Annotated in this window: 2 protein-coding genes and 1 pseudogene; all 3 read right to left on the reverse strand. The window is 61.3% G+C overall.

Features of this window, described 5'->3' with window-relative positions:
• Positions 1 to 241 precede the first annotated feature (241 nt).
• Positions 242 to 1,033 carry a calcium-binding protein gene (locus NKI46_RS30865; protein WP_352749712.1) on the reverse strand — a complete coding sequence of 264 codons (792 nt, stop codon included), beginning with the start codon at positions 1,031 to 1,033 and terminating at the stop codon, positions 242 to 244.
• 369 nt (positions 1,034 to 1,402) lie between these two features.
• Positions 1,403 to 1,633 (reverse strand): annotated as a pseudogene (locus NKI46_RS30870) (HlyD family type I secretion periplasmic adaptor subunit); the annotation flags it as partial.
• A partial coding sequence (locus tag NKI46_RS30875; RefSeq protein ID WP_352749715.1) for an ATP-binding cassette domain-containing protein occupies positions 1,608 to 2,048 on the reverse strand: 441 nt, incomplete at its 5' end. The gene NKI46_RS30875 and the pseudogene NKI46_RS30870, both read right to left, overlap by 26 nt.

Genomic DNA, 2,048 nt, shown 5'->3' on the forward strand with positions numbered 1-2,048 from the left:
AACACCGTCCGGCTGAAGGTTTGGAAGGGATTCATCGTGGTCGGCCGCAAGGGCCCGAACAGGCTTCCGCCTCCACACCTTCAGGAGATTTCGGTCCACGACCAGCGCGACGCGCAGGGCTTCGTCACTGTACACGCTGACTGCTCCCAGGCGCCCCGGCCCATGGCAAGTAGCGGAAACGGACGGGAAAGCGCCCGCCCGGGGGGGCGGGGCGGGCGCGGTTTCGCATGGGTTTTCTGGATCAAACGAAGGTGAAGTCCGACGCGGTCAGGCCTAGGTCGGCCACGGTGACTACACCGCCCAGGTGGGCGAACTCGTGCGCGCTGCCGTCGGCGGTGACATAGGCCAGAGTTGCAACTCTGTCAGTGTAGCTGCTTTGGTAGACAATGATGTCGCCGGCGTGCTCGCCGGAGATCGCACTCGCCGCCTCATTAGCAGAGTTGAAAGATTCACCAGTGATCACCACGACGTGTTCGCCGTTCGCACCCGACGCCGCACCGCTGTAGAAGCTGCTCACCGGGTAGCCGGACTGTATGCTGGCGTTGTTGACGAAGTTCGCGCCAAAACCGTCGTTGTAGAGGCCTACCGCATCGAAGGCGAACTTGTCCTCCGCCGGGTTGAAATCGGTGATAGTGGTAATGTCCGACGTCGACCCGACAACCCCAGGCACCGGATTGTGGAACTGGAACACGAACGTGTCACTGTCGCTGCCCCCGGTCAACGTGTCCTGGCCGTCACCCACGTAGAGGACATCCTGGCCGGGTCCGCCGCTGAGCCTGTCATTGTCCTCACCGGAGACGCGCGCGTTGAAGCGGCCGTTGTCGCCGGAGAGATCGTCCCAGCCATCTCCGCCGAAGATGCGGTCGTTACCCTCGCCGCCGATGGCTCGGTCACTGGCCGCGCCACCCGAGATCTCGTCGTTGCCGCCACGACCGTCAAGCCAGTCACCGCCCTGGTAACCCTCGATCCAGTCAACACCCTCGGTGCCGAGGAGTGTTTCGGAACCCGGGCCACCTTCGATAATCTTTGCCATTGAAAATACTCCTAATGATGCCCCTGCCTGAGTCGTTCATATTCGTCATCGGACAATTGGAGAAATCGATTGCTTGGATAGGCATACATTTACGAAATGGATGCATTCTCGTTCACTTCGCCCTTCTGCTGAGCAGTTGCGGGCTCGCAGGCGGCGGGGACACGCCCCAGGCAATCGGCCCGAACATTCACACTCAAAGAACGGTCCAGGAAAACTTGGCAACCGGTCGTCCTGGTTGGGCCGCCCTCGGAAGAACGGGCATGGGGCTGTGTTGCCGAGTCGCGCCGGCACTGCCCATTGCGAGCAATGGAACGTTAGGGAGCGCGTTCGCGCGAGCCGAGATCGGAACCGACAGGCGCACCAGGTAGTACGAAATGCCGGGTTCACCAGGATTTCTCCGACCACCCCGCTAGTCGGGTGCTGTATCTTCTCACTAGGAAACGACGACAAAGTGTCCGGACGCTACAACCGCACCGGAGAGATTCGTGAAGGTCGCCCAGGCTCCGGCTCCTCCCACAAAGATCACGCTCGCCAGAAGGCCCGCAACCAGGTGCCGGCGAATGGACTCGAAACGTCATTGTTCTGATGAATGCCGGACACCGGGATCCTCCATGTCAGCGCGCTCTGCCACGTTATCCTGTGTAGACTCGATGGCCTTCAGGACTTTGGAACGCGCACCGAATGATCGCTGCCGTCCACCTTCCATCACCAACACCAAATCGACGGCGCGGATGGCGCTCGGCCGATGGGCGACGACAACCGCAATGCCCTTGCGCTCGCGCACGGAGGCGATCGCATTAACGACTGCAGCTTCGCCTTCCGCGTCGAGATGGGCATTGGGTTCATCCAGCACGACAAGGAAAGGGTCTCGATAAAGGGCCCGGGCAAGACCGATAAGCTGACGCTGCCCGGCGGAAAGTGCCGATCCGGCCTCACCAATCGGAGTTTCGTATCCGTGCTCAAATCGGAGGATCAGTTCGTGCGTGCCCGCTGCTTTCGCCGCGGCGACAATAGC

It is taken from the genome of Mesorhizobium sp. M0615 (assembly GCF_040320805.1).
Lineage (GTDB): Bacteria > Pseudomonadota > Alphaproteobacteria > Rhizobiales > Rhizobiaceae > Mesorhizobium.

What these genes read in the sequence shown, in the direction of transcription:
- NKI46_RS30865 (WP_352749712.1), bottom strand. Translation starts at nt 1,033, where the DNA reads ATGGCAAAGATTATCGAAGGTGGCCCGGGTTCCGAAACACTCCTCGGC.